The organism is Roseicella sp. DB1501 (genome assembly GCF_013112485.1).
Classification (GTDB): Bacteria; Pseudomonadota; Alphaproteobacteria; order Acetobacterales; family Acetobacteraceae; genus Paracraurococcus.
The window spans coordinates 41,869-65,866 of record NZ_JABFHG010000009.1; the positions used below are offsets into that span (position 1 = coordinate 41,869).

Sequence of the window (23,998 nt, forward strand, 5' to 3'; positions counted from 1 at the left end):
GCGGTGCCCCTGGCCCTCGCCCTCTCTCCGCATCTCGACGACGCCGCCTTCTCGGCCGGCGGCGCGCTGGCGCGGATGGCGCGCGCGGGATGGTCGGTGGTCGTGGCGACGCTCTTCACCGCCTCGGTGCCGAATCCGCGCGGTTTCGCGCTCGCCTGCCAGACCGATAAGGGCCTCGCACCCGAAGTGGACTACATGGCCCTGCGCCGCGCCGAGGATGTGGCGGCCTGTGCCGTGCTCGGCGCCATCCCGCGGCACCTGCCGCTGCCCGAGGCGCCGCATCGCGGCTATGATGACGCAGCCGCGCTCTTCCGCGAGCCGCATGTCGCCGACACCATCGATCGCAAGGCGGCGGATGCGATCGCCGCGCTCCTGGCCGAATTGCGGCCGGGGCTGCTGTTGGCGCCGCAGGCGATCGGCGGCCATGTCGACCATGTGTTGACGGTCCGCGCCCTGCGGCGGCTCGACCCGGCGTTGCCGATCCTGTGGTGGCGGGACTTTCCGTACAGCATCCGCACCGATACGCCCCGCTGCCCCTACGAGGCGTTCTTCGCCGCTTTGCCGGAGCTGGCCCTGCCCGCGGAGGAAGGCGCTCGGCACCGCGCCTGCGCCGCCTATGTCACCCAGCTGTCCTACCAGTTCGGCGGGACGGAAGGCCTTGCCCGCGCCATGGCGGCGGTCGGCCGGACGGAGCGGATGCGTGCGCAGCACCGCTTGCCGCCCGTGGTTCATGGCCATTGATGCTCGCCAGTACGCAGAGCCGCGCCTTTCCCGCCGCGCTGTCGGACCCGGCGGAGCGTGCCCGCCGTCGTGCTATGCTGGAGCAGGCGCCACATGTGGCGCCGATCCGCTCCCTGGCCGCCCGCATCCGCCAGGACACCGGCCGGCCCGTGCCTGAGCCCGATCCGCTCGATGGCGGCGCTGAGGCGGCGCTGCTGCTGCTCCTCGAGACGCCGGGGCCGCGGATGATGCAGAGCGGCATCGTCTCGCGCGACCAGCCGAGCGGGACCGGCGCGAATCTCCGCCGCTTCCTCGATGCCGCGCAGATCCCGCGCCGGGAGACGCTGATCTGGAACGCCATCCCCTGGGTAATCCACGAGCCCGGTGCCCGCAACCGCGCGCCGCGCGTCACCGAGTTGCGCGCGGCACTGACCTGGCTGCCGCCGCTCGTCGAAGCGATGCCGAAGCTGCGCATCGCCGTCCTGGCAGGCCGCTTCGCCGCTGCCGCCGAGCAGACGCTTCATGCCGCCCGCCCGCATCTCCTCTTGCGGACCATGCCGCATCCCAGCCCGACCTTCGTCTGTACCAGCACAGAGGTACCCATCCGCATCATGGCCGCACTTTCCGATGCCGCCGCCGCCCTGCGGGCGGAGCCGCGATGAGCACCGTCCTCGTCACTGGCGGCGCCGGCTATATCGGCAGCCAGGCGGTGCTCGCCCTGCTCGATGCCGGCTACAGCCCGGTTATCCTCGACAACCTCTCGACCGGATTGCGGGATGCGGTACCGCACGGGGTACCGCTCGTCATCGGGGATGTCGCCGATGCGGCGCTCGTGGCGCGGGCGCTGGACGAGCATCGCGCCACGGCGGTGCTGCATTTCGCCGCTTCCCATGTGGCGCCGGAGAGCGTGATCCGTCCTCTGGCCTACTGGCGCAACAACCTCGCGGGCACGCTGGGCTTGGTCGAGGGGCTGGTGATGGCGGGTGTCCGCCGCTTGGTCTTCTCCTCGACGGCCGCGGTGTACGGCATTCCCGATACGCTGCCGGTCGCGGAGGGCGCGCCCTGCCGTCCGATCAATCCCTATGGCGCCAGCAAGCTGGCGGCCGAGCGGCTGATCGCGGATGCGGCCGAGGCGCATGGGATCGCCTATGTCGCGCTGCGCTACTTCAATGTCGCCGGCGCCGATCCCGCCGGGCGAACCGGCAGGCGTCGCCCCGGTGCCACCCACCTGATCGCCGTCGCCTGCGAGGCGGCGCTCGGCAGGCGCGATGCGGTGACGGTCTATGGCGACGATTACGACACGCCGGATGGCACGGGCGTCCGCGACTACATCCATGTGGCCGATCTCGCCACGGCCCATGTGGCGGCGTTGCGCCATCTCATGGCCGGCGGAATGGGGCTGACGCTGAACTGCGGCTATGGCTGCGGGCATTCGGTGTTGGGCGTGCTGGAGGCGGTGGAGCGCGCCGCCGGATGTTCCGTGCCGCGCCGCGTCGCGCCGCGCCGCCTGGGCGATCCGCCTGCCGTCGTCGCCGTCGCCGATGGAATGCGCAAGGTTCTCGGCTGGGAGCCGAAGCACGACAGCCTGGACCGGATCGTCGCCGACACCCTGGCCTGGGAATGCCGCAAGGACACGACGCCGAGGCCTGCGCCGGCACCTGTCCCGAACGCCGCCCAACTCGACAGGTGAGACATCTGATCGCGTGAGCCTGCGTCAGACGAATGCCCCAGGCGCCATAATGCGCCGCCGACGGATGCTGTTCGCCGGCCTCACCCTGGCCATTGCCACGGCGCTGCTGGCGCTCGCCGTCGCCGTGCTGGGGGAGGGCGGCTGGTCGGTCTGGGAAGCCTTGATCCTGCTGTGCTTCGTGCTGAACCTTCCCTGGATCGGCCTGGCGGCCGCGACAGGGCTGATCGGCCTCTGCATCCGCATCCGAGGCATCCAGACACCGCCCGAGACCGATGCGCCCATCACGCTTCGCACCGCCATCGCCATCTGCATCCGCAACGAGGCGATGGAGGAGGTGCTGCCGCCGCTGCTGCGGCTGATGCAGGGGCTGTCGGAGCATGGCGACCGCTTCGTCCTCGCCATCCTCTCCGACACGGCGGATCCCGACCATGTCGTGGCCGAGGAGGCGGCGTTACGCAGCGCCTCGGCCAAGCTGCCCGGCAGCAGGATCCGCTATCGCCGCCGCCCCAGGAATACAGGCTACAAGGCCGGCAACGTGATGGACTTCCTCGACCACCACGCCGCGGATCTCGATCTGATCATCCTGCTGGATGCCGATTCCGAAATGACGCCGGAAGCCGCGCTGCGCCTGGTGCGCGTCATGCAGGCGGAACCGAAGCTCGGCATCTTGCAGCATCCCATTGCCGGCAGCGCGACATCTGCGTCCTTCGGCCGGTTGTTCAACCTCGGCCACCGCTCGGGGGCCCGCATCTGGACGCTCGGGCAGGATTGGTGGCAGGGTGATGAGGGCCCCTTCTGGGGCCATAACGCGATCCTCCGCATCGCCCCTTTCCGCCGGCATTGCCGCCTTCCGCTTCTGCCGGACGGATCCTCAATCCTCTCGCACGACCATGTCGAAGCCGCGCGGATGCACGGGGCCGGCTGGTCGGTTCGGGTGCATCCCGACACCCACGCCGATGGCGGCGGTTCGTTGGAAGCCCCACCGCCGCATCTTCTGGCCTTCCTGCAGCGGGATCGCCGATGGGCGGCAGGCAATCTCCAATATCGGCATTTTCTGCGGGATCGATCCCTCGGCGCTCTCGGACGCCTGCAGATGTTCCAGGCCATCCTGCACTACCTGTTGGCGCCCTTCTGGTTCGCCATCCTGCCGCTCGCCGCGATCAATGCGCTCCTGACCGATGACTCGCCGCCGCGCGGCATGCTCGTCGCGCTTCTCGTCCTGGTCTATGTCGCATTGCACCTGCCGCGGCTGACGGGTCATCTGGCGATGCTGGTTGAAGCGGGACGGGGACGGTGGGTGGCGCATGTCCGGTCTGTCCTCGCGGAGAACCTGTTCTCCCTCCTGTTCGATTCCGTTGTTGCCTCGCACAACACGATCATCGTGCTCTCGCACGCATTGCGCATGCCGCATCGCGGCTGGCCGCCGCAGCAACGCAGGGAACGCCGGCTGAACTGGTCGGAGGCAACGAATATCCTCTGGCCGCACACCGCCATCGGCCTGGCCATCTTCCTCGCACTCGGCCTGTCCGGATCGGTCTTCGCGGTCCTTGCAGCCGCGCCGGCCGGTGCGGGGCTGCTTCTCGCCATCCCGTTCTGCGTCCTAACCTCGGATCCCCGCGCGAAGGGTTGATGCAGCGGCTGCCCTTCATCGTCTCGCCCGCCTGGCGCACGACCTTGATCGGCTCGCTCTATGCCTGGCAGGGCCTGGTTGCAGGGTTCGCGCTCACGGCAATTCCTAATCACTTCGCGGCCCTCGGCGCTTCCGCCGCGGAAGTGGGAGCCTATGTCGCAACGGTGGGCCTTCCCTGGATCGTCCAGCCGCTCTGGGGGCCGGTGGTCGACCGGTTCGGAGGCCTGGCGATGGGGCGGCGACGCTTCTGGGTCGTGCTCGCTTTTCTCGGCTCCCTGCTATCGCTGGCGAGACTGCTGAACCTCCCCCAGGAGGTCGCCGCCGTCCTCCCGGCGATCGGCGCGGTCTTCCTCGTCCAGGGCGCGTTCGCGGCGCTCGCGGATACGGCGACGGACGCCATGATCATCGATCATGTTCCGGCGGGAAAGCTGGGCGCGGCCAGCGCCGTGACGCGCATCGGCTTCGTCGGCGGAAGCGCGGTTGGCGCGGTGCTCTTCGCCGCGATGCTGGCAAGCCTCGGCTTGCGGGCCGCAACCATGCTGCTGCTGGTCATAGGCGCTGCGATACTGTCGCTGCCGCTCCTCGTGCGGGAAGCCGAGGGCGATGCGCTCCTCTCCCCTCGGGCAGTCGGCGATCGGCCGCATCGGCATCCCCGGGAGCCCGGGCGCGACACGTATCGTTCTCTCGTCTCCGGCAGGGCGACCTGGATCCTGCTGGCTGCGTGTTTCGCCGTGGATGCCGCGGCGGCCGCCTTCGCGGTGCCGCTCGGCGTCGATCTGATCCAGGCGCGGGGCTGGACGGCGGCGACCTTGTCGAACGCCCAGGCCGGCGCCGCCCTGGCAGCGGGCACGCTCGGCGCCCTGCTGGTCGGATGGTGGACGGACCGCATCGGCGTGCAGCGGGCGTTGACCATCCTTCTGTGCTGTTGCGCCCTGGCGCATGCGATGGCCGGGCTGCTTTTGGCGGCGGAGGTGCCGATCTTCCTGCGCTTCGGCGCCCCGCTGGCCCTGGCGCTCTCGACCATCATGCCGGCCCTCGTCTTCGTCGCCCTCGCGCCGGCCATCATGCGCCGCAGCGCGGGAGCGTTGGCCGCGACGCGCTTCGCCCTGTTCATGGCCATGCTGAACATGGGGAGCGTCGCGGGTGCCGCTGTCTCGGCGCAGATCGCGGCGCTGATCGGCATCCCGAATGTCGGCTTCGCCGCCGGCGCCGTCTTCGCGGCCGCGGCACTGGCCCTGCCACTCGCGTTGGAGGAACGCTGATCGAGGGCGTGGGCATCGGCCCTCTTCGGCATTCCGGCAGCGGCAGCGTCCCAGCCTTCAGGCACCGCCAGTGTCGTTGCTCAATCCAGCCGGCGCCGCGCCCAGTTGTTGGATGCAGGCGATGATGTCATTCGGGACATAGGGTTTCCGCACGAGGACCTGCCGTGCGTCGAGCTTCTCCAGGCGCTGGAGGGCATCGGGACGGCCGGTCGTGAAGATGACCGGGACCGTCGGCCAGCGCGACCGGACATGGCTCGCCAGCGCCAGTCCGTCGTGCTCGCCGGGCATATGCACATCCGTCACGAGCACCTGCGGTTCCCGGCCGAGAGTCTCGAGGCTGGCAATGGCCTGGTCGCCGGACCCTGCCTCCTGAACTGAAAATCCGGCGTCGACGAGTTCCTCGACAAGGATCATGCGGATCAGAGTGTCATCTTCGACGACCAGAATGCACATCATCCAACGCCCGACGGATTGATTGTGGATTGGCAGTAAGGCCCGATCATGCTGGTGTCATGAACTTTGGTCCAACTGAAGAGTTTCTATCCTCCATTCGTGATCACCTATCCAGGGCGCAGATTTGGCCGGTCCGGCCACCCGCGATCAGATAGAGCTTCCAGCCGATGAACGGGCCGCCATGACTGACGATCCTCAGGGGTCCGACCTCGACCCTAAAGGACTGCACCATCACACGGGCGATGGTCGAAACGTTATCGCCTTGGGCCAAGGGCATGACGGCCGCGACATCTTTCATGCGGCTTTCAGAATGAGCCGCATGCCGATGATCCTGACTGACCCCAGTGACGAAAACAATCCCATCATCTTCTGCAACCGTGCCTTCGAGATGCTGACCGGCTACGAGCAATCCGAGATCCTGGGCAGGAATTGTCGGTTCCTCCAGGGGCCGGACACCGATCCCATGGCCGTGGCGCATATTCGCAACGGCATCGCGCGCCACGAGGACGTACACCAGGACATCTTCAATTACCGCAAGGACGGCAGCGGCTTCTGGAATGCGTTGTTCATCAGCCCCGTCTTCGGTCCGTCGGGCGAGGTGCTCTATTTCTTCGCCAGCCAACTCGACGTCACACGCCGGCACGAGGCGGAGGCGGTCCTGCAGCAGGCGCAGAGGCTGGAGACGCTCGGTTCCATGGCGTCTAGCATCGCGCACGAGTTCAACAACCTGATGACCATCGTGCTGGGCAGTCTGTCACAGCTTGAGAAGAGCATCGCTCCCGGCAGCCGCGACCGGCAGCGGCTGGATCGTGCGAAATGGGCGGGCGGCCAGGCGGGGCGGCTGACGCAGCAGATGCTGTCCTTCGCGCGGCGGCAATTCCATGACAACAAGCTGCTCGACATCAACCATGTTGTCGGTGGGATCGATGCGATCCTGCGGCAGATGGCCGGCGCCTCGATCGTGATGACGGTCGATCTCACGCCCAGGCCCCTGATGGTGGAGATCGATGCCAACCAGCTGGAGATGGCGCTGCTGAACCTGGTCCGCAACGCCGCGGATGCGATGCCAAGGGGCGGCCCGCTCGTCATCGGGACGCGGGCAGTTGATGGCGATGCGAGCGGGCCGACTGCGGTCGAGTTGCTCGTGCGCGATCAGGGCACCGGCATGACGGCCGATGTCGCCAGGCGCGCGACGGAGCCCTTCTTCACCACCAAGGCGCTCGGCCGCGGGACCGGGCTCGGCCTGTCCATGGTCAAGGGCTTCGTCGAGCAATCCGGAGGCTCGGTGCGCATTGCCTCGGAACTGGGCCAGGGCACGACGGTCACCCTGTCCTTCCCCGGCAAGAAGGATGCTCCCGATGGCGCCCCGCCCGTGGCGCACCCTTCACCCTAGCCCTCCGCAGGGATCGATGCGCAGCCGGGGACAGTCAGGCGACCTCACCAGATAAGCCGCTGCCGTTGAGTTCGCTCGACGCCAAGCCGATGCAACTCCTCCACGACCGCACGCTCCTCCGCCGCAGCATGGGCGTCCTGTTGCCCGGCGAGGATGACGAGGTTCGCACGTGCGGCGAGGTCGGGCGTCACGGCTAAGGCGCGCAGGAGCGAGGCCAGGTTCTTCTTCCACACCGCCCCTGCGATGGCCAGAACGATCGGCCGGCCGGGATCATCGAGCCATATGCCGAAGCGACGTCTCGCCTGCAAAGCGACGAAGGCCGCATCGGCAAAATACACGTGGATCAGGTCAGGCAGTTGGGGCAGCGTGGCCAGCCTCCAGAAGGCTGCGAAAACGGGAAGTTCCGCCGCCCACGCCTCCTTGTCCAAATAGGTCGGCCTCGGCGTAGCGATGTGTTCGATGACGCCCTCATTATCGAAGCGTTCCATCGGCATGGCATGCGCGCCGCAGAGTGTGGGTGCGTGAAAAAGGACAGGTCACGATGGTGACCCTGATGCCGGGCAGCTGTGCCGCCGCGGCATGCAACACATAGGCGATGTAACCGCCGGTGTCAGAGGTGATCCCGAAGAGGACCGGGGCCCTTTCAGGCATCCGCCGGGAGCGAGGTGCAGGACGAACAAGGGTACTTCTTCAGGGATCCTACCCTGCCACCCTTTGACCGGCAGATCCTGCGCTGATCTTTGGTGGCTCGTTCTTTGTCGATACCGGAACTCGCGCCGGGAGGGGATCGACCTGCCTCGCAGCCGTTTCGCATCAGACGCCGCGGCTCGGCTAAACCCACGGTCCGGCCGGCCGTTGTCCAGCGGCGCTTGGAGAAGCCCGATGACCAGGACACCGAAGAAGGGCGACAAGGTGAGCTGGGCGACGGCCCAGGGCCGGACCGAGGGAAGGGTCGAGAAGGTCGTCACCGGCACAACCAGGATCAAGGGCCACACGGCGAAGGCGACGAAGGACGAGCCGCAGATGGTCGTCGAAAGTCTCAGAACGGGCAAGAAGGCGGTCCATAAGCCCGGCGAGCTGAAGAAGGCCTGATCCGGTCCATGACATCCTCCACCTCCCGAGCGCGGATGGATCCGGGCTTGTGATGCGGATCGAGGCCGAGCGGATCCGCATGCTGAACGAGGCGCCGATCAGGCCCGATGGGCGCTACGTGCTGTACCTGATGCAGCAATCCTGCCGATCCCGCTTCAACCATGCGCTGGAACTGGCGGTGGAGGAGGCCAACCATCTGAACTTGCCGGTGCTGGCATGCTTCGGCCTGCTCGACGGCTCGAACGGCTTTCCGGAGGCGAATGCACGGCATTACGCCTTCCTGCTGGACGGCCTCGCGGATGTCTCCCGCCGCCTGGCCGAGCGCGGCATTGGCTTCGTGCTGCGCAAAGCATCGCCGGCCGAGGTGGCGATCGACCTGTCGCGGCAGGCCACGATGCTGGTGCTGGATCGCGGCTACCTCGCCATCCAGAAGCGTTGGTACGCGGAGATCGGGACGGCGGCCGCGCTGCGCATCGTGCAGGTGGAGGGCGATGTCGTGGTGCCGGTGGAGAGCGCATCCGGCAAGCACGAGCATGCTGCGCGCACCCTGCGGCCGAGGATCGCCCGTTGGCTGGACGACTTCCTCCACCCGCTGAGCGAAGGCCGGGTCCGGCATCGCTTCGACGGGCCGGCGCCGAAGGGGATTGATATCGGCGATCCCGCCGCGGCGCTCGCCGCCATGACGCTCGATCGGTCGGTGGCGCCGGTCCGCCGGTTCCGTGGCGGGGAGGTGGAGGCGCAGCATCGTCTCCAAACCTATCTGGCGCAGGAATTCCACGGCTACGGCACCAATCGTGGCAGGCCGGAAGCCGCGGCGGTCTCGCATATGAGCCCCTACCTGCATTTCGGCCAGATTTCCCCGGTCGAAATCGTCCTGGCGGCGCGCGAGGCGGCGACCGGCTCCACGGACGACAAGCGCGCCTTCCTCGAGGAGGTCGTCGTCCGACGCGAGCTCTCCATGAACCACGTGCATTATATCGAACATTACGACAGCTACGAGCAGGCGGTGCCGGCCTGGGCCCGCAAGACCCTGGCCGAGCATGCCGGTGATCCCCGCGGGCACCGCTACGACGATGACGCGCTCGTCGCCGGGCGAACGCATGATCACTACTGGAATGTCGCCATGGCCGAGATGCGCGAGACGGGGTACATGCACAACCACCTGCGCATGTACTGGGGCAAGAAGATCCTCGAATGGTCCGCCACGCCGGAGGAGGGCTTCGCGCGTACCCTGCGCCTCAACAACCGATACTTCCTCGACGGGCGCGACCCCAACTCGTTCACCAACGTGGCCTGGATCTACGGCCTGCATGACCGGCCCTGGGCCCGCCGTCCCATCTTCGGCACGGTGCGCTATCAGAGCGAGAACTCGCTCAGGAAGATCGACGCGAAGGCTTATGAAGCCGCCGTGCGGCGGCTGTGCGAAGCCGAGCGGGCCGGCCCATCTCCCTGAGGCAAGGACGCCGTGCATCTCTCCGGCCGTCCAACTCCGGACGGCCTCGCACGACCGGCTATTCCGGCTCGATCCCGGCGAGCTGGATGATGCGGCCCCATTTCTCCCGCTCGGCCGTGGCATAGGCGGCCGCCGTCTCGAGATCCATGGCCGCCGGCTCGACCAGCATGTCCCGCAGCCGCGGCGCCACCGCTTCCGACCGGACCGCGTCGGCCACCAAGCGGTTGATCTGGAGCAGCAGGGGCCGGGGCGTTCCACTGCGCACGGCGACGCCCCAATAGCCGCCCGTCTCGAAGCCGGGCATCACCTCGTTCATCGCCGGCACATCGGGCCAGCGCTTCGCTCGCTGCGGCATGCTCACCGCGAGGACGCGGAACTCCCCGGATGCGAGGTACTGGTCGGCGGCGACCATGTCCAGAAAGACGAAGTGGATCAGGCCGGTGCGCAGGTCGCTAATGGCGTTGCCGAAGATCTTGTAGGAAACCTCCTCGAAGTCGAGCTGCCCGAGGCGCTTGAACAGCGCGGCGGGAATGCGCGAGGAGGCATTGAACCAGCCGGAATCGCGCTTGCCCGGATGCCGGCGGAGATCCGCGACCAGGTCCTCGTAACTGCGATAGGGGCTGGAGGCCGGGACCATGAGACAGCCGGCCGAGATGCCGATGGGGCAGGCCAGTGCGAAGTCGCGCGCGGCGTCGTAGGGCGGCTGCTTCAGCAGGTATGGATTCGCCGAGAGGGTGGTGGTCGTGCCGAGAAGGAAGCTGTGGCCATCGGCGGCCGCGTTGAGCACCGCGAGCGTGCCGACCACTCCGTTGCCGCCGGGCAGGTTCTCCACGACGAAAGGCTTGCCCGTGACGACCTGCATCTGCCTCGCCAACAGGCGGGCGATGAGGTCGGACGAGCCCCCGGCGGCGAAGGGCGCGACGATGCGCACTTGCTCGCGCGGGAAGGCCGGCTCCTGGGCGCGGACGTGGCGGCCCAGCAGGCTGGCGGCGGCGATGCTCCAGCAGGCACGGCGACTGAGTCGCATAGGCTTCTTTCCCCCCTTCGGCCGGCACACCGGCATCTGGATCATCGCTCGATCCGCTGCTCGGGGACAGTCGTGCCTCTTCGGCAGGAGAGCTTGGCGCGTTGTCGCCGCGAACCATGGCGGCCCCGGCCGCGCTTGTTGGGGGCGCAGCCCGAACATCACCTGCCGGACCGCCCCGCGGTCCGCGGCCCGGAGCCGAGGCTGAAATTCGGCGGCTGTTCAGCGCAAGGCAAGCGGCCGCAGCGCCGTGCCCGCGACCGTGCCGCGGATGGCATTGGTGGTGGCCACATAGGCGAATTCGTAGGTCCGGTCCGCCGCAAGGCGCTCCAGGTTGTGGAACTCGCCGATGTGCACGCCTTGCTGCACGAGAAGGTAGACATGGACGGGGTTGAAGCTGCCGCCCACCGCGGCGCTGTCCTGCGGCCGCGCCGGGATGCATTCGAGGCCGGAGGTGTCGGCTGCGATCATCATCGCGCCCTTCTGCTCGACCAGCCACTTCGCCGCCGCCATGCCGATGCCCGCGGTATCGGGATCGCTGAGCTTCGCGTGGTCGCCGCCGTTCTCGCCCCAGTAGCGGGCGGTGCCGGTCCTGATGAGGACGACCGTGCCGGGAGTCACGTCGACATTCTGCGCTCGCAGCGCCGCCTCGAGATCCGCGACGGTGATCTCGTAGCCCTTGGGAAGCGCCTCGACGCCTTTCTGCCCGGCGACGTCGATCATCACCCCGCGTGCGACGATCGGCGGGATGGTGGTGACGTCCGCCTTGCGCACGCCGAAATTGCCGCCCCAGTCGCTTTCCTTGAAGCCGTTGTACCAGTGATTGTCCTCGCCATGCGTGATATGTGCGAGACCGTCGATCTGTGTCGCCACGTTGTCGCTGATGAACATGGCGCTGCTGTGCCAGCGCGTGTGGCCCGTATTGCCGCCCTGCGGCGTGGTGAATGGCAGGTCCTGCTGGCGGGCGACGCCTTCCGGCGTGCGGAAGCTGATGATCTCTCCCGGGTTGTGGCCGGGCCAGCGGTAGGAGTTGCGGTCATAGGGCAGGCCCAGGTCGTAGGTCTTTCCCTGCGACGCCAGGCGCAGCGCGGCCGCGCGCGACTGGTCCGTCATCTCATTGAGGGCGCCGACCTCATCCTGTGCGCCCCAGACCCATCCCCAACCCTTGCCCTGGGTCCACTTCTTCATGCCCGCATCCTGCGCGAGCGAGGGTGTGGTCGCCACGGCGGCCACGACGCCGATGCTCGCCGCGGCCAGGAGCCGCCCGATCCCTTGCATGTCTTCCTCCCCCGTCATTCGGACCCGCCCGTATGAGACCGGACGTCGCCGCTGCAATTCAAGGATAACCGCCCGGCGGCGCCTACCTGCGCCGCTGTGTTGGATCAGCCGTTGGGAAAGTCGTAGAGCCGCGCCGGGTTGTCGACCAGCACTTGGCGACGCTGGGCAGGATCCGGCACCCAGATCTCGAGCAGATCCAGCAGCACGGCGTCGTTCGGCTTCTTGTCGGCGGCTTCGGTGGGATGCGGCCAGTCACTGCCCCAGACCATGCGGTCAGGCCGCAGCTCGGCATAGGCCTTCGCGACGGCGCTGCTGTCGGAATAGCTCGGCGGACCGACCTTGGTGTCGGCATAGGCGCCGGAAAGCTTCACCCATGCATTGCCCTTCGCCAGAAGCTGCTTCATCTGGCCGAACAACGGATGGTTCACGCCGTCGGGCTGCGGGATATGCGCCAGATGATCGAAGACCAGGGTGGCATCCAGGCTGTGGAACAGCTCGCGCAGCTCCATGATCTTCGCCGCGGGGGCGTTGATCTGGATGTGCCAGCCCATCGGCTTGATGCGGCGGGCGAGCGGCTCCATCATCTCCGGCGTCGTGGCGCCGGCCTGGGCCAGGTTGAAGCGGATGCCACGCACGCCCGTCTCGTGCAGACGGCGCAGCTCCGCATCCGCCACCTTGTCGTTGACCACCGCAACAGCCCGGAAGTTGCTGCCAAGCTCGCGCAGGCCCTCCAGCGTCGGCTCGTTGTTCACGCCGTAGAGCGACGGCTGCACGATGACGCCGCGCGTGGTCCCGATGCATGCCTGCAGCTTGCGGTAATCCGCTGGCGAGGCATTCGGCGCCGGGAGGCCGCCGGGCGCCGGCGGGTATTTGTCGTTGTAGATGTGGAAGTGGCAATCGGTCGCCAGCGGCGGCGCTTTCAGCTTCGGCATGTCGGTGCCGCTCGAGAACGGTACCGGAGGGGAATCGACAGGGCGCTGCGCCAGGGCCGGCGAGGCAAGCAGCGTGCAGGCGGCACCCAGCAGCCCGCGTCGCCGTGGCAGGATCGTCGTCATGGCGTTCTCCCCGGCGCCGTGGGGCGCCGGTGCGACGGTAGCGGTGAGCCGACCATGAGCGCAAAACGAAAATGACGCCGTGCCAAGCATGGGCGATGTGCCGGGGCCGGACATCTCGATCCATGTGGCGTGGTTCACAGCCGGCGATGCGGTTGGTCTCTAGGGTTGGTCTTGTCGATGAACGACATGCCGGGCCGCACAGGCCGCAGGCAACCAGAGAAAGGGACCACCCCGATGCGTGCCACGATCCTCCCGCTCGCTGCCTTGCTGCTCGCCGGCGCTGCCAGCCTTTCCCACCCCGCCGCGGCCGAGGGGCTTGAGACCGGCGGCATCTCCATCACCCGTGGCGGTGGCAACGTGAACACCGCGGCTGCCAAGAACAGCTTCGCCGGCCAGGCGGCCACGACGATCGGCGGCATGGCGCGCAATGGCGGCCGGGTCGAGACCCTCGGCGGGCTCAACCGCAACCTCGCCAGCGGCCGCAACAGCACCGCCTTGCAGGACACCACGACGGTCGGCGGCACCGCCTTCGGCCGCGGTGCGCAGGCGAGCACCTTCGGCGGGCTGAACACCAATGCCGCCCGCGGCTTCGGCAGCCTGGCCAGCCAGTCGGCCACCACGCTCGGCGGCCAGGCCATCGGGCGCGGCGCGCAGAGCCAAGTCTCCGGCGGGTTCAACTCCAACCTCGCCGCCGGCCGCTTCAGCCAGGCCGATCAGCAGGTGCTGACCATGGGCGGCTCGGCGATCGGCCGTGGCGCGCTCGATCGGGTCTCCGGCGGCGGCAACCGCAATGCGGCGCTGGCCCGCGGCTCCGCCGCCTCCCAGCAGGTCGTCACCATCGGCGGTCAGTGAGAGACCGACAGGCAATGGTCCCGCGCCGAACGGACAAGCCCTGCTTGAGCGTTCGGCGCGGGATCACCGTCGTGCCTGACGCCGGCCGTGCCGCGCGGCGTCGCGGCTGCCAGCGTCAATCCGCGATGGCGCCGTAGACGAGGGCGTTCACCACGCGCCGGTAGTGCTGCCGGATCAGCCCGGGCGTGCTCGCCATGAACACGACCGCCAGATCCTCCTTCGGGTCCACCCACATGGAGGTGCCATAGGCGCCGTTCCAGCTGAACATGCCGGGGCTGCCCAGCACGTCCGAGCCGCCCTCGCGCCGCACCGCGACGGTGACGCCGAATCCGAAATTCGTCAGTTGCGGCTCGGTCAGCGTCACGTTGTTGACGATGTCCGGCGAGAGGTGATCCCGCGTCATCTCCTCGACGCTCTTGCGCGAGAGCACGCGCTTGCCATCCAGTGTGCCGCCGTTCAGCAGCATCTGGGCGAAGCGGATGTAATCGGCCGCGGTCGAGACCGCCTGACCGCCGCCGCCTTCGAAGCCTGGGGTGACGAGGCCGACGCGGACATCCTGGGGCTGGCTCGTGACGGGGGCCTTCGGCAGCGGCGTCGCGTAGCGGCTGCGCTGGCCCTCCGGCACGAGGAAGCCGGTATCCTGCATGCCGAGTGGACGCAGGATGCGCTCGGCCATCGCCTCGCCAAGCGATTTGTCGGTGCGCTCCTCAATCACCAAGCCCAGTACGTCGATCGAGAGGCCGTACTCCCAGGTGGTGCCGGGCTGGTGCAGCAGCGGCAGCTTGGCCATGGCGGCAATGAAATCGGCGCCGCTCATCCGGCTGTAGCCGCCGAGGCTGCGCTGCCAGAGCTGGTGCGCCGGGGTGTTGCCGCGGTTGCCGTAGACGATGCCGGAGGTGTGGCGGGCAAGGTCGATGATCCGGATCGGATGCGCCGCCGGCACGGTCATGTCGGGGTTGCCGTCCACCGCGACCCGCATCTCGGCAAAGGCCGGGAAGAACCGGCTCACTGGATCCCAGAGCGAGAGCCGCCCCTCCTCGAGCACCGACATCAGCGTGGCCCCGGTCAGGACCTTGGTCATGCTGGCGATCGGGAAGATGGCGTCGCGCGGCATCGGCTTGCTGCGGCCGCCATCCTGGAAGCCATGCGCCTCGAAATAGGCGAGCTTGCCATGGCGCGCGATGGCAATGACCGCGCCCGGCATGCGGCCCTCCCGGACCTCCGTCTCCACCATGGCGCCGATGCGGGCGAGCCGCTCGGGCGACAGGCCGACACTCTCGGGCGTCGCGCGCGGCAACGGGTCGGCGGCACGGGCAGGCAGCGCGCAAACCAACAGCGCCGAGACGAGCAGCAGCTTCTTCATTCCTGGTGTCCTCCTCTTGGGAGGAGCTTATCCCATGCCGCCGCAGGCACCAGACCAGCCTGCGCCGATGGGTAGCTAAGGTGAAGGCAGGAACAAGCGGACGCAGCAGAGGCGCCGCTGCTCCTGCTCAGTCCGTTGCTGGCTTGTCCTCAGGCATCCGGTGTCGGCGCCGCCGCTGCCTGCGCCGGCGGCGATATCGTCACCCTGCCCTGGGCCGCCTCCTCGGCGGCGCGATCCAGATTCGTCACCACCTCGTCGGCTGTCGGCGTCTCGCGGTCATCGGCGAGGGCTGAGGCCGCACTGGCGAGGAATTCGACTGCCGTCACGACCTCGGCCAGGTTCACGGTCGCGGCCGCAGCTCCCGAGACCGGCATGCCCAGGAAGTGCTTGGAGCGCCATGCGAGATCGGCGCCGTCCGGCACGCCAGCATTGTCCAACTGGACATCCAGCAGGGTCAGGCCTTCCGTGGAGAGGTGCGCGGCGGTGATGGTCGTGATCCGGAGAACATCCCCGGTGGTGAGCAATAATCCGAAGCGGCCTTGACGCCCAACCAACCGCTGGCCCAGCCATGCAGGCAGATGGCGTGCCGCATCTTCGGGATCCGTCACTCGTGTCCAGGGCAAGCGGGTTATCCTTTGCTGCGTCCAGCCAACCAATACGAAGTTGCTTGGTTCCCGGCGCAGGCCTTGACCGTCCGCAACGGCGGAAGGAGATGCCGCCTCAGCCTCCGTCATGGGCGAGTTCAACGCTTGTCTCGTCAGGACGGCACGAGCTGTCTGCGCTGCGGCTCCTTCGCCGAGCAGGTAGGGGAAAGGCCAGACTGACTGACCTTTGCGCGGTGTAGCCGATCTCGCATTCTGAACTTGATGGCATGAGGGGCGCGGGCCTACGCCGCGCCGCTCTCGATCCTGTCCGCTTCGCCTTGAATGCCCGTCGGCAGCCTTCCGGGTTTGAGCCACCTGCGCTCGAAGGTGCGGTTCCAGCCAGTGAGGAGGGATTACCCGGGCTTACTCAACCTCGCCCTCAGGGTGCTGCTCGGCTGGCTTCTCCTCGACCTGAGCCAGCATCATCGTCAACGCCTGCTCCTGCTCCTCCTCGGTCCAGATGCCCTGCTTCAGGGCATCCACGATGTTCTGGTCGATCGGCTCCGCCATGGGTGCTGCTCCGGTCTCTACCGCCAATAGACGCTGCAATCACGCCTGTCCGGTCACGGAGTTTCGCCAGCTTCGGATATCCGCGGAATTTTCCACGCTGTAGGAACGTATCCCGGAGTGGCCGTTCCGGCTCCCGTTGCCCTTTTGGTAGCCGGAGGTCGAATCACCCGAAATGCGTCGCCAGTTCCTGATCGGGCAGGTTCACATAATCCTTGCTCATGGTCTTGCTGACCATGCCGGACGCTTCCTTGCTCAGCCCCTCCCGGATGCCGTGCAGCACCTGGGCGGCGGCGGCGATGACGAGCGAATCTGCCTGGCCACGTCGCACCGCCTCGTTCAGGTAATCCGCCACGGCCTTGGCGAAATGCGCCTCCGACTGATCCTTCGGATCGGATTTCGGAGCCTTCAGCTGGCTTACCCCGGAATCCGCATTCTCCACCGCATTCGCCTTGCCAGAGGCATCAAAGCTGTGCTGCGTGCGGAGGCCGTCATCGGTGCGGACCAGGATGCGCGCCTTGCCGCCATCCGCCACCACGTACCAGGTATGGTCGGGCTTGCTCATGTGTTCGTCCTTCCTTCCCGTCGACCCGTTGGGGTCCATCAAGCACCTGAACGTGCCGCCTTGCCATTCGACGGCATGTCCTTCTGTCGAGGCTGCCCGCGACCTGGAAGGCGCTTCGGAACGGGGCCGGATGATGCTGAACCCAGCGCTGCCCTGTCAGCGGCTTGCAGTCTGAGGCGCTCACCGCGGCAGATGCAGCGCGCCAGCCTCGAACTCCGCATTCTTCCTGGGGATCAGGTCGTAAGGCAGGGCAAAACCCGGTAAGGCCGCAAGCCTCCGCGTCCAGCGCTGCAGATGCGGCCACCGGGCGATCTCGATCCCGCCCTCGGCCATGAACACCATGCGGCCCCAGCAGCCGATATCGGCGATGGAGGGCGCGTCCTCACGGCACAACCAATCCCGGCCATCGGACAGCGTACGATCCACGTAGCCCAGAGCCGCTTCGGCCAGAGGCAGGAAATACGCCATCACCGCCGGATCGACGGCACGAAAGCGCCGGTAGTGCCGCACCTTGGCGACGTTGGTGATGGCATCCGCCTCCCAGGACAGCCACTCCCTCGCCGCCCAGCGCGCCTGCTCCGACCTGCCCTCGGAGTGGTCCGTCGTGCGTGCGAGGTAGTCGAGGATGACGTTAGACTGGACGAGGGTGAGGCCCCGGTGCCGCAAGGCGGGGACCTGCCCATAGCGATTGACCGCCAGGTATTCGGGTGATGTCTGCACGCCGGTCTTCAGGTTGACCGTGCGGAAGCTGAACGGCAGCCCGGCCAGCGCCAAGAACAGCATCGGCTTGTAGGTCGAACTGCTGGTGAAGCTGCCATATAGCACCAGCCGCTCCGGATCCTCGGCCTCGGCGATGTTCACCATGCTGCCACTCCCTCGTTCAGCACGATGGCCACCGGATTGCGGCTGCCGCTGCTCCGCAGCCGTGCCGCGGGCAGGGTAGGGCGCAGGACGTCGATCCAGCCAGCGCCGTGATGGAGCCGCGCGTGCCGTCACCCTCCGCAGCACGGATTCGTCACGCAACCAAACCGGTCCGGATTCACCGCTGCCGAGGTTGCGCGGGCGTCCTGATCGGACGACACTTGTCATGAATGTTCCATTCTTTGGAGGAAACGACACGATGCGCCCCAATCGCCTGCGCCAGAAGCTGAACGCCGGGGAACCGACGATCGGCACGCACATCCTGTCCAGCTGGCCCACGCTGGTGGAACTGATCGGCGATGCTGAGAACTACGACTATGTCGAGTTCACGGCCGAGTACGCGCCCTTCACCATGCATGACCTCGACAATCTCGGCCGTGCGTTCGAGCTGAAGAACCTCGCTGGCATGATCAAGGTCGAGCAGAAGCAGTACACGCATCAGGCGATGCGGGCGATCGGCTCAGGCTTCCAGAGCGTGCTGTTCGCCGATATCCGGACGGTGGCTGACGCCGAGGCAAGCGTCGCCGCGGTGCGCGCCGAGACGCCCGGCACCGGCGGGCGGCTCGGTGTCGGCATGCGGCGCGATGTGGGGACTGTGCTGGAGGGCGGCTCGCCCGCCTATGTCGACGCGCTGAATGAGGTGGTGATCGCCATCATGGTCGAAAAGCGTGAGTGCGTGGAGGACCTGGAGGCGATCCTGTCGGTTCCGGGCATCGACATGGTGCAGTTCGGGGCATCTGATTACTCGATGAGCCTGGGGCTGACCGGACAGCGATCGCACCCGGATGTGGTGAAGGCGGAACGCAAGACGATCGAAACGGCGCTGAAGCTGGGCAAGCACCCGCGTGTGGAACTGGCGGACATCTCGGGCGCGAAGCCGTATCTGGAGATGGGTGTGAAGCACTTCTGCATCGGCTGGGACGTGCGGATCCTGTACAATTGGTGGCGGACGAACGGGGCCGGCATGCGGGCCATGTTGACGGGCGAGGCGGCAGTGGCGCCCGCGCCCCAGCCGGTGAAAACCGGCACCTATTGAGGCGCCGGATCGAGGTGCCGGACGCGACAGTCTCCCGCTCGGCTGACGAAGCGATGCGCTCCCCGGCATGGTCCCTATTGGACTAGCCGGGCAGCTCGAGGCCAAGCTCGCTCCTGGCCTCGGGCGGTATGCGACACATTTCTCGCCGCTGCCGCCGAACTCCACCGAGTGTTCCGTGGTTTCCCTGCTTCAAGCAGTGCTCGCGTCGAGCTCTGCCTGCAGAGGAAGCGAATGATGTCCAATCCCGGCAGCCTCAAGGAAGTCTACGCGGACGAAATGAAGGATCTGTGGTCTGCCAACGATCAGATGGCTCGCGCCGTCAAGACAATGGCGAGCAAGGCGCACGATCCCAAGCTCAAGCAAACGCTTGAAACCTCCGTCGACGGCATCAACAAGCACCGCGACGCGCTGAAATCGCTGCTGCAGGAGGCCGGCGCCGAAGTGGCGAAGGAGCACTGCCAGGGCATGGAAGGCTTGGTAAAGGAGGCCTTGAAGCACACAGGCGATGACGCGCCAAAAAAAGAAGAACTGCTCGATGCGGAGATCATCTCGCAGTACCAGCGCATGTCTCACTACGGGATTGCCGGCTTTGGCACAGCGACCGCTTATGCTGAGGCGCTCGGCATGAAGGACCACGTCACACGACTCAAAGCCATTGTCTCCGACATCTACAAGGCGGATGAGTACGCCAGCTCTCTCGGCGAGAAACTGGCGAAGGCTGCGGCGAAAGGGTAACCTTGGTCGTTAAAGCTCCGGCCTGAAAGTGGAAACCCGTGTTGAACGCGCGCCGGGCGGAATCATTGGTCTGCAACTATGCCACTTAGGCATCGGTCCTGTCATATTCCAAGGTCCGTTTCGGACGGTCTGCCGCCTAGTTTTAGGACTTATCGCAGGGCTTTCCTCCCTCAGCCTGGTTCCTTGCCAGTTGCCTGTTGGGGGAGATTTTTTTGGCGAAATTCCGTTTGGAGGTGAGGTGTCGCACTTTGAAGAGGGTTGTCCAAATGCAACCCTTCAATATTGCTGCTGTTAGAAGCAACGAGTGAAAGCAGGACGCAGTCTCCATGTTGGTACGTGCAAGTTGCGGCGTTGTGGCCCTTCTGATGGTCGCGGGTTGTGATATGGGCTCGTCGCGTCGCGGGGCCACTACGGGCGAACCCATGTCACCTTCTGCGATGTCGCCGACCGGGTCGGCCGGGGGCGTATCCACCGGCGGCGGCGTGCCAACGCCGGTCATGCCTGGTGGGGCCGGCGGGGTTGGCAGCGGCAATCAACCTGGTCGCGCCGGTACGTCTCGGTAGCTGACCAAGAGCCCCCGTCGTCCTGCCTCGACGCACGACTGTCTGGGGCTCTAGCTTGGCTGGCGGTGCGGTGGAGCATGTGCGCGAGCCGCAGCATGGGTCATGGTTCGGCCAGCCTTCGACAAGCGTGTCGTAAATCGCGTGCCAGCATGGGGGTCGCCCGGCAGCAACTGCCAGGCAGACCCGGCGAAGGATACAGCGTGTCGCGTCGTAAACCGCTTGCAGATCGTGCCGGCGCTGCCTGGCTGCCTCGGGCGGCGTCAGCTTAGAGCGTTCAAACAACGGTCTGGACCATGATCCATGACTCGGTGTGAGCGGATCCTGGTCAAGGGCGTAGCGAAGGTGTTGGCGGCCGTGTCGCCAAGAAGCGAGCACCCGGAGTTGCTGCCGCCGGCCACACAATGATGACGGTGGGCTTGAACCTCATGATCATCGCCATAGCTTGACGAAGCCGGTGGCATTCGCTGGCTTGGTCGGATGGGCGATCGATGCGTATGACGCGGATGCGGCCGGTGAGACGGGATGTCTGAAACTCCCTTCCATCGCGGCGCCAGCATTTGTGGAAGCCAATGATAGAAGTCGATCGCGTTTTTTCGGGCATGCAGGGTCGGCCCGGCCAGCCCACCAATATCGAGCAACGCATCATCCAACATCGGCATCGTCAGGGTGGCGCCAGCCACATCCGGACGCGGGTCGTCGAAGTCGTGCATGTCCGTCGGAACGGGAAGCGGCCCGTCGATGGGCAGGCCAACCCGGTCAGCGCTGCAGAGGTCTCGCCAGAGGATTTCGGCGGCAGACCGGAGAAGCGTTCATCCGGGATCGGCATTGCCCCGGCCACATTCGAGCCGCCGCAACCCGTCGTGCATGTCATGCCGATGTGGGAGCCAAGCGTCGAGGAAGGGCAGCTGGTCGCTCCGTCTGATGGCGCTTCAACCGGGGCGCCCGCACCGTCACCGCGCAAACGCCGGGCGCAGTCGGCTCCGGCACGCCAGGCCAGCGCCCGGCCCTACGCCAATCCGTTCGCCGAGGACGAGGGCGGCGCGAACTGCCTGCGCTGCGGTTACCTCGTCGAGCCGGCGCGGGAGCGGCGTGGTTGGCTGACCTGCGCCACATGCGGCGGATGACCATCCGGCTTACGCAGGATCCAGGCGGCTCTCGCACATGGCGGCGGCCGACTCTCCTGGACATCAGGCTCGTGCCCCCGGCGCCGCCGCAACCCTGGGCCTATGGTTGGTCACAGAGGCGGTCGTGACCCGCGAGGGCCACGATCCTGCTGTTTCTGGCCATTCGCCCGGCTCGCGCTACCTTCAGTAAGCCGGTGGACGCAAGTCCATGTCCCCTCACCAAGCAGCAGCATGGCCGGATCGTCGTGCCGCGGCTTACTCGACCCGTGCTCCGGTCGCCCGAACCAGCGGCGCCAGGCGCGCCTCCTCGCGGGCCCGGAAGTCGAGGAGTTGCTCCGGCGTGGTCCACCAGGGCGTGGCGCCGAGATCCTGATAGCTGCGCACCAGGTCGGCACTCTCCAGGGCCTGCCGGGCATAGGCGGAAAGTCGCTCCACCGCCGGCCGCGGCATCCCGGCCGGGCCGCAGACGCAGGCCCAGGAGGTCATCTGGAAACCGGGCACGACCTCCGCCATGCTGGGCAGATCCGGCACCACCGGGTTCCGTTGTGGGCTGGTGACGGCAAGCGCGCGGATCTTGCCGTCGCGCACCGCCGGCAGGTAGCCCGGGATGTTGTCCATGATCAGGTGCACCCGCCCGGCCATGAGGTCGAGCAGCGCCGGCGCGCCACCCCGATAGGGCACGTGCAGGATGTCCACCCCGGCCAATTGCTTCAGCAGTTCCCCCGAGAGATGCGGCGTCGTGCCCATGCCGGAGGAGCCGTAGGCGTACTTGCCCGGGCTTGCCTTGAACAGGGCGATCAGCTCCGGCACGCTGCGCACCGGCAGGTCCTTGTTGATCACCGCGATGTTCGGCAGCTGCCACAGGCCCGAGACGAAGGTGAAGTCGCGCACCGGATCGAAGGGCAGGCTGGCATAGAGCGTCGGCGCGATGGCGTGCGAGGCGATGCCGCCCATGCCGATCGTGTAGCCGTCCGGCCGGGACTTGGCGACCGCATCCACCCCGACATTGCCGCCGGAGCCGCTGCGGTTCTCGACCACGAATTGCTGGCCCGCGATCTCGGTCATCCTGGCGCACCAGAGGCGCGACAGCGTGTCGGTGGCGCCGCCGGGCGGAAACGGGTTGATGTAGCGCACCGACTGGCTCGGCCAGTCCGCTCCCGCTTGGGCATGGCCAGGCCGAGCTCGTCCGACCAGCGGTACCATCAGCGCGGTGCTGATCGCGCCGAGCACGGCTCGGCGCGAGAGCCGGCGGGTGCCGGGCCGCGATGGAACAGGCTCCCAAGCTGCTGTCATTGTCGTTCCTCCCTTTCGGCGGCGTCCCGCCGGTCATTCTTCTACTGCGCCATCGCGCCGTGCAGCCACCGCTTCAGGCTCGCGGCAAAAGCTTCTCGATTCGGTTCCCGAGCCCTAACCTTCCGGCGGGAACGGGGCACCTGCCTTGAACTGATCAGGCAACAACCGATTGAAGACGAGGGAAACGACCATGCATTTCGGTGCTTCCATGTTCTTCACCGACTATTCCATGACGCCCGCAGCGCTCGGCCGCGCGCTCGAGGAACGTGGCTTCGAATCAGTCTGGGCGCCCGAGCATTCGCACATCCCGCTGTCCCGCAAATCGCCATGGCCGGGCGGCGGCGACCTGCCGAAGCGCTACTACGACTGCATGGACCCCTTCGTCTCCCTCACGGCCGCGGCCATGGCAACGACGACGCTTAAACTGGGCACAGGCGTCTGCCTGGTGAACCAGCGCGATCCGATCCAGACCGCCAAGTTGGTGGCGTCGCTCGATCAGGTCTCGTCCGGCCGCTTCCTGTTCGGCATCGGCATCGGCTGGAACCAGGACGAGATGGAGAATCACGGCACGGTCTTCGAGAGCCGCGCCAAGCTGACGCGCGAACGCATCGAGGCGATGAAGGAGATCTGGACCAAGTCGAAAGCCGAGTATCACGGCGATTTCGTCAATTTCGATCCCATCATGGCCTGGCCGAAACCCGTGCAGAGGCCGCATCCCCCCATCCTCGTCGGCGGGGCTTTTCCCCAAGGTGCGCGCCGTGCGATCCGCTACGGGGATGGCTGGATCCCGATCGCCGGCCGTGCGCCTCTAGGCGAAGCCCTGGAAAAATTCCGCCAGATGGCGACCGAGGCAGGCCGGGATCCCGCGGGCATCCCGATCACCGCCTTCGGCGCGACCGAGAACCGCGACGAGATCCGGCGCTTCCGCGATCTCGGCGTCGCCCGCACGGTCGTGTCGCTCGAGTCGGACAAGGACGACAAGATCCTTCCCGTCCTCGACCGCTGGGCCGCACTGATCCGCGACGCATGACGGCAACGGGCCAGCAGCCTGCCTGGATCCGGAAGGAAACGTCACGGCTTTCAAGGGCCACCATCCTGCCCGCCGCATCCCGCCCCCAAGGGCCCGCTGGCGCCGCCGGCCTTCAGGTCTACAGCGGAGCGCATTCAAGATTGAACGCCGCTCCGCTGTAACCTGTTGTTTCCAGAGCAAAGTCACGCGTCCGGGCGGTCTCGCCCTCCCGCGATCCGCCCTGGACCATGATCCGCTCACACAGGGTCGCGGATCATGGTCCAGGCCATTGTTCGATCGCGTGAGTCACGCTTTTCGCTGAGTCCACCTCCAGCG

25 protein-coding genes are annotated in these 23,998 nt (G+C 67.1%); 13 read left to right on the forward strand and 12 right to left on the reverse strand.

What is annotated here, in order from left to right:
- The first annotated feature begins 3 nt into the window (after window positions 1-3).
- The 5 genes from HJG45_RS17895 to HJG45_RS17910 are packed head-to-tail and all read left to right on the forward strand — an operon-like array spanning window position 4 to window position 5,302.
- Window positions 4-741 (forward strand): PIG-L family deacetylase, encoded by a 738-nt coding sequence (locus HJG45_RS17895; RefSeq protein WP_171613499.1) that lies wholly within the window; start codon window positions 4-6, stop codon window positions 739-741.
- Window positions 741-1,382, forward strand: a complete 642-nt coding sequence (locus HJG45_RS17900; protein WP_171613500.1) for a uracil-DNA glycosylase family protein — start codon at window positions 741-743, stop codon at window positions 1,380-1,382. Before HJG45_RS17895 ends, HJG45_RS17900 begins: the two co-directional genes overlap by 1 nt.
- Entirely contained in the window at window positions 1,379-2,410 is a 1,032-nt protein-coding gene (galE, locus tag HJG45_RS17905; protein ID WP_171613501.1) for a UDP-glucose 4-epimerase GalE, read from the forward strand. Before HJG45_RS17900 ends, galE begins: the two co-directional genes overlap by 4 nt.
- Before the next feature lie 13 nt (window positions 2,411-2,423).
- Window positions 2,424-4,040: a glucans biosynthesis glucosyltransferase MdoH gene (gene mdoH, locus HJG45_RS28880; RefSeq protein ID WP_368040631.1), complete on the forward strand. Its 1,617-nt coding sequence runs from the start codon at window positions 2,424-2,426 to the stop codon at window positions 4,038-4,040.
- On the forward strand, window positions 4,040-5,302 hold the full coding sequence (locus HJG45_RS17910) for an MFS transporter (RefSeq protein WP_171613502.1): 1,263 nt from the start codon (window positions 4,040-4,042) through the stop codon (window positions 5,300-5,302). The genes mdoH and HJG45_RS17910 overlap by 1 nt, the downstream gene beginning before the upstream one ends.
- Window positions 5,303-5,359: 57 nt before the next feature.
- Here HJG45_RS17910 and HJG45_RS17915 read toward each other — a convergent pair whose 3' ends face one another.
- The gene (locus tag HJG45_RS17915; RefSeq protein ID WP_171613503.1) at window positions 5,360-5,755 is read right to left on the reverse strand and encodes a response regulator; all 396 of its coding nucleotides are present in this window, start codon (window positions 5,753-5,755) and stop codon (window positions 5,360-5,362) included.
- 103 nt (window positions 5,756-5,858) lie between these two features.
- A complete protein-coding gene (locus HJG45_RS17920; protein ID WP_171613505.1) occupies window positions 5,859-6,053 on the reverse strand; it encodes a hypothetical protein in 195 nt (64 codons plus the stop codon).
- Window positions 6,054-6,074: 21 nt separating this feature from the next.
- On the opposite strand from HJG45_RS17920, the gene HJG45_RS17925 reads away from it, so the two are divergent.
- A complete protein-coding gene (locus tag HJG45_RS17925; RefSeq protein WP_171613507.1) occupies window positions 6,075-7,148 on the forward strand; it encodes an ATP-binding protein in 1,074 nt (357 codons plus the stop codon).
- A gap of 44 nt (window positions 7,149-7,192) precedes the next feature.
- On the opposite strand, the gene HJG45_RS17930 is transcribed toward HJG45_RS17925, so the two are convergent.
- Window positions 7,193-7,636, reverse strand: a complete 444-nt coding sequence (locus tag HJG45_RS17930) for a hypothetical protein (RefSeq protein ID WP_171613509.1) — start codon at window positions 7,634-7,636, stop codon at window positions 7,193-7,195.
- Between the two features lie 394 nt (window positions 7,637-8,030).
- Between HJG45_RS17930 and HJG45_RS17935 the strand changes: the two genes are divergently transcribed.
- Window positions 8,031-8,240, forward strand: a complete 210-nt coding sequence (locus HJG45_RS17935) for a DUF2945 domain-containing protein (RefSeq protein ID WP_171613511.1) — start codon at window positions 8,031-8,033, stop codon at window positions 8,238-8,240.
- Between the two features lie 52 nt (window positions 8,241-8,292).
- Entirely contained in the window at window positions 8,293-9,693 is a 1,401-nt protein-coding gene (locus HJG45_RS17940; protein WP_171613513.1) for a deoxyribodipyrimidine photo-lyase, read from the forward strand.
- Window positions 9,694-9,751: 58 nt separating this feature from the next.
- On the opposite strand, the gene HJG45_RS17945 is transcribed toward HJG45_RS17940, so the two are convergent.
- The 3 genes from HJG45_RS17945 to HJG45_RS17955 all read right to left on the reverse strand — a co-directional run bounded on the left by HJG45_RS17945 (window position 9,752) and on the right by HJG45_RS17955 (window position 13,050).
- Complete coding sequence (locus tag HJG45_RS17945) at window positions 9,752-10,720, reverse strand: tripartite tricarboxylate transporter substrate binding protein (RefSeq protein WP_171613515.1); 969 nt, start codon at window positions 10,718-10,720, stop codon at window positions 9,752-9,754.
- Window positions 10,721-10,939: 219 nt separating this feature from the next.
- Window positions 10,940-11,995 carry a cyclase family protein gene (locus HJG45_RS17950; RefSeq protein ID WP_171613517.1) on the reverse strand — a complete coding sequence of 352 codons (1,056 nt, stop codon included), beginning with the start codon at window positions 11,993-11,995 and terminating at the stop codon, window positions 10,940-10,942.
- 104 nt (window positions 11,996-12,099) lie between these two features.
- The gene (locus HJG45_RS17955; protein ID WP_171613519.1) at window positions 12,100-13,050 is read right to left on the reverse strand and encodes an amidohydrolase; all 951 of its coding nucleotides are present in this window, start codon (window positions 13,048-13,050) and stop codon (window positions 12,100-12,102) included.
- A gap of 234 nt (window positions 13,051-13,284) precedes the next feature.
- Here HJG45_RS17955 and HJG45_RS17960 point away from each other — a divergent pair, with 234 nt between their 5' ends.
- Window positions 13,285-13,902, forward strand: coding sequence for a hypothetical protein (locus tag HJG45_RS17960; RefSeq protein ID WP_171613521.1), 618 nt, complete (start codon window positions 13,285-13,287; stop codon window positions 13,900-13,902).
- A 115-nt stretch (window positions 13,903-14,017) separates the two neighbouring features.
- Here HJG45_RS17960 and HJG45_RS17965 read toward each other — a convergent pair whose 3' ends face one another.
- The 5 genes from HJG45_RS17965 to HJG45_RS17985 all read right to left on the reverse strand — a co-directional run bounded on the left by HJG45_RS17965 (window position 14,018) and on the right by HJG45_RS17985 (window position 17,845).
- Entirely contained in the window at window positions 14,018-15,265 is a 1,248-nt protein-coding gene (locus HJG45_RS17965) for a serine hydrolase (RefSeq protein WP_171613524.1), read from the reverse strand.
- A 149-nt stretch (window positions 15,266-15,414) separates the two neighbouring features.
- Entirely contained in the window at window positions 15,415-15,999 is a 585-nt protein-coding gene (locus tag HJG45_RS17970) for a hypothetical protein (protein WP_171613526.1), read from the reverse strand.
- 273 nt (window positions 16,000-16,272) lie between these two features.
- On the reverse strand, window positions 16,273-16,419 hold the full coding sequence (locus tag HJG45_RS17975; RefSeq protein ID WP_171613528.1) for a hypothetical protein: 147 nt from the start codon (window positions 16,417-16,419) through the stop codon (window positions 16,273-16,275).
- A 163-nt stretch (window positions 16,420-16,582) separates the two neighbouring features.
- A complete protein-coding gene (locus HJG45_RS17980) occupies window positions 16,583-16,981 on the reverse strand; it encodes a host attachment protein (RefSeq protein ID WP_171613530.1) in 399 nt (132 codons plus the stop codon).
- 180 nt (window positions 16,982-17,161) lie between these two features.
- Entirely contained in the window at window positions 17,162-17,845 is a 684-nt protein-coding gene (locus HJG45_RS17985; RefSeq protein WP_171613533.1) for a glutathione S-transferase family protein, read from the reverse strand.
- A gap of 256 nt (window positions 17,846-18,101) precedes the next feature.
- Here HJG45_RS17985 and HJG45_RS17990 point away from each other — a divergent pair, with 256 nt between their 5' ends.
- The 3 genes from HJG45_RS17990 to HJG45_RS18000 all read left to right on the forward strand — a co-directional run bounded on the left by HJG45_RS17990 (window position 18,102) and on the right by HJG45_RS18000 (window position 21,360).
- The gene (locus HJG45_RS17990; protein WP_171613536.1) at window positions 18,102-18,938 is read left to right on the forward strand and encodes an HpcH/HpaI aldolase/citrate lyase family protein; all 837 of its coding nucleotides are present in this window, start codon (window positions 18,102-18,104) and stop codon (window positions 18,936-18,938) included.
- Between the two features lie 234 nt (window positions 18,939-19,172).
- Window positions 19,173-19,673 carry a ferritin-like domain-containing protein gene (locus HJG45_RS17995; RefSeq protein WP_171613539.1) on the forward strand — a complete coding sequence of 167 codons (501 nt, stop codon included), beginning with the start codon at window positions 19,173-19,175 and terminating at the stop codon, window positions 19,671-19,673.
- Between the two features lie 1,132 nt (window positions 19,674-20,805).
- Complete coding sequence (locus tag HJG45_RS18000) at window positions 20,806-21,360, forward strand: hypothetical protein (RefSeq protein ID WP_171613541.1); 555 nt, start codon at window positions 20,806-20,808, stop codon at window positions 21,358-21,360.
- A 255-nt stretch (window positions 21,361-21,615) separates the two neighbouring features.
- On the opposite strand, the gene HJG45_RS18005 is transcribed toward HJG45_RS18000, so the two are convergent.
- A complete protein-coding gene (locus HJG45_RS18005) occupies window positions 21,616-22,653 on the reverse strand; it encodes a tripartite tricarboxylate transporter substrate binding protein (protein WP_171613543.1) in 1,038 nt (345 codons plus the stop codon).
- Window positions 22,654-22,843: 190 nt separating this feature from the next.
- Between HJG45_RS18005 and HJG45_RS18010 the strand changes: the two genes are divergently transcribed.
- Complete coding sequence (locus HJG45_RS18010; RefSeq protein ID WP_171613545.1) at window positions 22,844-23,683, forward strand: LLM class F420-dependent oxidoreductase; 840 nt, start codon at window positions 22,844-22,846, stop codon at window positions 23,681-23,683.
- Window positions 23,684-23,998: the final 315 nt, after the last annotated feature.

Bases quoted from the DNA above. Each gene is read 5' to 3' on its own strand.
- HJG45_RS17990 (WP_171613536.1), top strand. From the start codon at position 18,102: ATGCGCCCCAATCGCCTGCGCCAGAAGCTGAACGCCGGGGAACCGACG.
- HJG45_RS17930 (WP_171613509.1), bottom strand. From the start codon at position 7,636: ATGGAACGCTTCGATAATGAGGGCGTCATCGAACACATCGCTACGCCG.
- HJG45_RS17900 (WP_171613500.1), top strand. From the start codon at position 741: ATGCTCGCCAGTACGCAGAGCCGCGCCTTTCCCGCCGCGCTGTCGGAC.
- HJG45_RS17985 (WP_171613533.1), bottom strand. From the start codon at position 17,845: ATGGTGAACATCGCCGAGGCCGAGGATCCGGAGCGGCTGGTGCTATAT.
- HJG45_RS17965 (WP_171613524.1), bottom strand. From the start codon at position 15,265: ATGAAGAAGCTGCTGCTCGTCTCGGCGCTGTTGGTTTGCGCGCTGCCT.
- HJG45_RS17950 (WP_171613517.1), bottom strand. From the start codon at position 11,995: ATGCAAGGGATCGGGCGGCTCCTGGCCGCGGCGAGCATCGGCGTCGTG.
- HJG45_RS17960 (WP_171613521.1), top strand. From the start codon at position 13,285: ATGCGTGCCACGATCCTCCCGCTCGCTGCCTTGCTGCTCGCCGGCGCT.
- HJG45_RS17970 (WP_171613526.1), bottom strand. From the start codon at position 15,999: ATGACGGAGGCTGAGGCGGCATCTCCTTCCGCCGTTGCGGACGGTCAA.
- HJG45_RS17940 (WP_171613513.1), top strand. From the start codon at position 8,293: ATGCGGATCGAGGCCGAGCGGATCCGCATGCTGAACGAGGCGCCGATC.
- HJG45_RS18000 (WP_171613541.1), top strand. From the start codon at position 20,806: ATGATAGAAGTCGATCGCGTTTTTTCGGGCATGCAGGGTCGGCCCGGC.
- HJG45_RS17975 (WP_171613528.1), bottom strand. From the start codon at position 16,419: ATGGCGGAGCCGATCGACCAGAACATCGTGGATGCCCTGAAGCAGGGC.
- HJG45_RS17955 (WP_171613519.1), bottom strand. From the start codon at position 13,050: ATGACGACGATCCTGCCACGGCGACGCGGGCTGCTGGGTGCCGCCTGC.
- HJG45_RS17925 (WP_171613507.1), top strand. From the start codon at position 6,075: ATGCCGATGATCCTGACTGACCCCAGTGACGAAAACAATCCCATCATC.
- HJG45_RS17980 (WP_171613530.1), bottom strand. From the start codon at position 16,981: ATGAGCAAGCCCGACCATACCTGGTACGTGGTGGCGGATGGCGGCAAG.
- HJG45_RS17995 (WP_171613539.1), top strand. From the start codon at position 19,173: ATGTCCAATCCCGGCAGCCTCAAGGAAGTCTACGCGGACGAAATGAAG.
- HJG45_RS18010 (WP_171613545.1), top strand. From the start codon at position 22,844: ATGCATTTCGGTGCTTCCATGTTCTTCACCGACTATTCCATGACGCCC.
- galE (WP_171613501.1), top strand. From the start codon at position 1,379: ATGAGCACCGTCCTCGTCACTGGCGGCGCCGGCTATATCGGCAGCCAG.
- HJG45_RS17945 (WP_171613515.1), bottom strand. From the start codon at position 10,720: ATGCGACTCAGTCGCCGTGCCTGCTGGAGCATCGCCGCCGCCAGCCTG.
- HJG45_RS17935 (WP_171613511.1), top strand. From the start codon at position 8,031: ATGACCAGGACACCGAAGAAGGGCGACAAGGTGAGCTGGGCGACGGCC.
- HJG45_RS17920 (WP_171613505.1), bottom strand. From the start codon at position 6,053: ATGAAAGATGTCGCGGCCGTCATGCCCTTGGCCCAAGGCGATAACGTT.
- HJG45_RS17915 (WP_171613503.1), bottom strand. From the start codon at position 5,755: ATGTGCATTCTGGTCGTCGAAGATGACACTCTGATCCGCATGATCCTT.
- HJG45_RS18005 (WP_171613543.1), bottom strand. From the start codon at position 22,653: ATGACAGCAGCTTGGGAGCCTGTTCCATCGCGGCCCGGCACCCGCCGG.
- HJG45_RS17910 (WP_171613502.1), top strand. From the start codon at position 4,040: ATGCAGCGGCTGCCCTTCATCGTCTCGCCCGCCTGGCGCACGACCTTG.